Below are 4142 nucleotides of genomic sequence, written 5' to 3'. Positions count from 1 at the left end.
GCCGGTCGGCCGGCCGCCGACGGCCCCGGTCTGTTGCGCAGTTTCGTCGACGGTCGGTTCGTGGATGCGGGGAAACGGTTTGCGAAGGTGTCGCCGGTGACGGGGGAGACGGTCTTCGAGGTTGCTGAGGCTGATTCCTCGACGGTGGATGCGGCGGTGGCTGCGGCCCGGTCGGCGGTGCGCGGCCCGTGGGGCGCGATGGCCGAGCGGGAGCGGGCGGTGGTGCTGCGGGCGGTCGCTGACGAGTTGGACCGCCGTTTCGATGATCTGGTGGCGGCGGAGGTGGCGGACACCGGAAAGCCGGTGAGCCAGGCCCGGACGTTGGATGTTCCGCGTGGGGCGGCGAACTTCCGGGCGTTCGCGGAGATCGCCGTGACGGCGCCGACCGAGTCGTTCACGACGGTTACGCCGTCGGGTGGTCGGGCGTTGAACTACGCGGTTCGTAGACCGGTGGGTGTGGTGGCGGTCGTCGTGCCGTGGAACCTGCCGTTGCTGTTGCTGACCTGGAAGGTGGCTCCGGCGTTGGCGTGCGGTAACGCCGTGGTGGTGAAGCCGAGTGAGGAGACGCCGGCGTCGGCGACGTTGTTGGCGGAGGTGATGGCGGCGGTCGGCGTACCGGACGGGGTGTTCAATGTGGTGCACGGTTTCGGGCCGGGGGCGGCGGGGGAGTGGTTGACGCGGCATCCGGGGGTGGACGCGGTCACGTTCACGGGTGAGTCGGCGACGGGGTCGGCGATCATGCGGGCGGCGGCTGACGGGGTGAAGGCGGTGTCGTTCGAGTTGGGTGGCAAGAACGCCGGCCTGGTGTTCGCTGACGCGGATCTGGACGCGGCGGTGGCGGGTTCGGTGCGGTCGTCGTTCACCAACGGCGGTCAGGTGTGTCTGTGTACGGAGCGGTTGTATGTGCAGCGGCCGGTCTTCGACGAGTTCGTCGACCGGTTGGCGGCCGCCGCCCGCGACGCCCGCTACGGCTGGCCGGCCGACGAGTCGATCGCGACGATGCCGTTGATTTCGCACGGCCATCGGGACAAGGTGCTGGGCTACTACGACCTGGCCCGCGTCGAGGGCGCCGACGTGTTGGCCGGTGGTGGCGTGCCGACCTTCGGTGACGCCCGCGACGGTGGCGCGTACGTGGAGCCGACGGTGGTGACCGGGTTGGGGCAGTCGGCGCGGTTGCTGCGGGAGGAGGTGTTCGGTCCGGTCTGCCATGTCGCGCCGTTCGACACTGAGGAGGAGGCGTTCGCGTTGGCGAATGAATCCGACTACGGGTTGGCGGCGACGGTGTGGACTCGTGATGTGGGGCGGGCGCATCGGGCCGGCGCGCGGTTGGACGCCGGCATCGTGTGGGTGAACACGTGGTTCCTGCGGGATCTGCGGACGCCGTTCGGCGGGGTGAAGGCGTCCGGGGTGGGCCGGGAGGGTGGCGTGCACTCGCTGGACTTCTATTCCGAACTGACCAACGTCTGTGTGGACTTCTCATGACTGTGGATGTCGAGGCCGCTGCCGCGGCGATCGTCGGGGCTTACGACACCGGGGTGCCGTGTGTGCCGTTGCGGGACCGGTTGCTGCCGGCCGGTGACGTCGCCGCCGCGTACGCGGTGCAGCGGGCGACGGTGGCCGGCTGGACAGGGGCCGGGCGGCGTCGGGTGGGGGCGAAGATCGGTTTGACGTCGCCGGCGGTGCAGGCCGCGTTCGGTGTGTTCCAGCCGGATTTCGGGGTGCTGTTCGCCGACATGGCGGTGCCGGATGGTGACGAGGTGGATCTGGCCGGGTTGATCCAGCCCAGGGTGGAGGCCGAGGTGGCGTTCGTGCTGTCGGCGGATCTGCCGCACGGGCCGGCGACGGTGGTGGATGTGTTGCGGGCGACCGACTTCCTGCTGCCGGCGATCGAGATCGTCGACTCGCGGATCACCGGCTGGGACATTTCGATCGTGGACACGGTGGCGGACAACGCGTCGTCGGGGTTGTTCGTGTTGGGTGACCGGCCGGTGCCGGCCGCCTCGGTGGACCTGCGCGAATGCGGCATGGTGCTGGAGTCCGCGGGTGTGCCGGTGTCGGTCGGTGCCGGGGCGGCCTGTCTGGGTAGCCCGGTGCACGCGGTGGCCTGGCTGGCGTCGACGATGGCCGCTGCCGGGGATCCGTTGCGGGCCGGTGACATCGTGCTGTCGGGTGCGCTCGGCCCGATGGTGCCGGTCATCCCGGGGGCTGCGTACGAGGCCAGGATCGGCGGGCTGGGTTCGGTGCGGACCAGATTCAGCGTCAAGCCGGGGCAGGGTCCTTCGGCCGAGTCAGGGGAGGGGTCGTGACGGGTGTCGGGGTGGCGGTGATCGGGTCGGGCAACATCGGCACCGATCTGATGATCAAGGTGTTGCGGCTGTCGGAGTCGCTGCACATGGTGGCGATGGTCGGTATCGACCCGGAATCGGACGGCTTGGCGCGTGCCCGGCGGCTCGGTGTGGCGACGACGGCTGATGGGGTCGACGGCCTGGTCGCGATGCCCGAGTTCGCCGACGTTCGACTCGTCTTCGATGCGACGTCGGCCGGTGCGCACCGGCGCAACAACGAGGTCCTGCAGGCGCACGGGCGGACCGTGGTCGACCTGACGCCGGCCGCGGTCGGCCCGTACGTGGTGCCGTCGGTCAACCTGGACGCGCATCTGGCCGAGCCGAACGTCAACATGGTCACCTGCGGCGGGCAGGCGACGGTGCCGGTCGTCGCCGCTGTCGCGCAGGTGACGCCGGTGGCGTACGCGGAGATCGTCGCCTCGATCGCGTCGCGGTCGGCGGGGCCGGGGACGCGGGCGAACATCGACGAGTTCACCCAGACGACGGCCCGCGCCCTGGAGGTCGTCGGCGGTGCCGGCAAGGGCAAGGCGGTGATCGTGTTGAACCCGGCGGATCCGCCGCTGTTGATGCGCGACACCGTCTACTGCCTGATCCCGGCCGGCGTCGACACCGACCAGGTGGCCGCCTCCGTGCAGACCATGGTCGGGTCGGTCGCCGGGTACGTGCCCGGTTACCGGCTCAAACAGGCCGTGCAGTTCGACCCGGTCGACTCCTACGTGCCGGCGCTGGGCGGCCACTTCACCGGCACCCAGGTGTCGGTGTTCCTGGAGGTGTCCGGTGCCGGGCACTACCTGCCCGCGTACGCCGGGAATCTGGACATCATGACGTCGGCGGCGCTGCGCACCGCCGAACGACTGGTCGCCGTCCGTGAGGGGGCCCAACGATGACCCGCCTGTACGTGCAGGACGTGACGTTGCGCGACGGCATGCACGCCATCGGGCACCGCTACACCGTCGACCAGGTCCGGCAGATCGCCGCCGCGCTGGACACGGCCGGGGTGGATGCGATCGAGGTCGCCCACGGCGACGGCCTCGCCGGCTCCAGCGTCACCTACGGTCATGGCGCGGCGTCGGACGCCGACTGGATCACTGCTGCCGCCGAGGCGGTCAACCGGGCGACGTTGACCACGCTGCTGCTGCCCGGCATCGGCACCATCGACGACCTGAAAGCGGCCCGTGACCTCGGGGTGACCAGCGTGCGGATCGCGACGCACTGCACCGAGGCCGACATCGCCGCCCAGCACATCTCATGGGCCCGCGACAACGGCATGGACGTCGCCGGGTTCCTCATGATGTCGCACATGAACACCCCGGACGGGCTCGCGACGCAGGCGAAGTTGATGGAGTCGTACGGGGCGCACTGCGTCTACGTCACCGACTCCGGTGGCCGGCTGCTGATGGACGATGTCGCCGCCCGGGTCGATGCCTACCGGGCCGTGTTGGACCCGCAGACGCAGATCGGTATCCACGCCCACCACAACCTGTCGTTGGGGGTGGCGAACAGTGTGATCGCGGTGCAGCACGGCACGACCCGGGTGGATGCCTCCCTGGCCGGGATGGGCGCCGGGGCCGGTAACGCGCCCCTTGAGGTCTTCACCGCCGTCGCCGATCTGCACGGCTGGGCGCACGGCTGTGACACGTTCGCGTTGATGGACGCCGCCGACGACCTGGTGCGGCCGTTGCAGGACCGGCCGGTGCGGGTCGACCGGGAAACCCTGTCGCTGGGCTACGCCGGGGTGTACTCCAGCTTCCTGCGCCACGCCGAACGCGCCGCCGACCGCTACCACCTGGACGTGCG

Annotated in this window: 4 protein-coding genes; all 4 read left to right on the top strand. The window is 70.5% G+C overall.

All coding sequences use genetic code 11. The annotated features are described in order from the left end of the window. Positions 1–1482, top strand: a 1482-nt coding sequence (locus ACFHVL_RS30865; protein ID WP_416632135.1) for a 2-hydroxymuconic semialdehyde dehydrogenase, incomplete at its 5' end; no start/stop codon positions are given. Further along, positions 1479–2306, top strand: a complete 828-nt coding sequence (locus ACFHVL_RS30860) for a 2-keto-4-pentenoate hydratase (RefSeq protein WP_416632134.1) — start codon at positions 1479–1481, stop codon at positions 2304–2306. The genes ACFHVL_RS30865 and ACFHVL_RS30860, both read left to right, overlap by 4 nt. Next, entirely contained in the window at positions 2303–3232 is a 930-nt protein-coding gene (locus ACFHVL_RS30855; RefSeq protein ID WP_416632133.1) for an acetaldehyde dehydrogenase (acetylating), read from the top strand. The genes ACFHVL_RS30860 and ACFHVL_RS30855 overlap by 4 nt, the downstream gene beginning before the upstream one ends. Next, positions 3229–4142: 4-hydroxy-2-oxovalerate aldolase (gene dmpG / locus ACFHVL_RS30850; protein WP_416632132.1), on the top strand; the 914-nt coding region annotated here is incomplete at its 3' end. The genes ACFHVL_RS30855 and dmpG, both read left to right, overlap by 4 nt.

This window comes from Micromonospora sp. LOL_023, from assembly GCF_048060115.1.
Taxonomy (GTDB): Bacteria; Actinomycetota; Actinomycetes; order Mycobacteriales; family Micromonosporaceae; genus Micromonospora_E.
The sequence above is the reverse complement of the archived record's forward strand: the minus strand, read 5'-3'. Positions and strand labels throughout refer to the sequence as shown.

Coding starts and splice junctions, on each gene's coding strand:
- ACFHVL_RS30860 (WP_416632134.1), top strand. CDS start 1,479: ATGACTGTGGATGTCGAGGCCGCTGCCGCGGCGATCGTCGGGGCTTAC.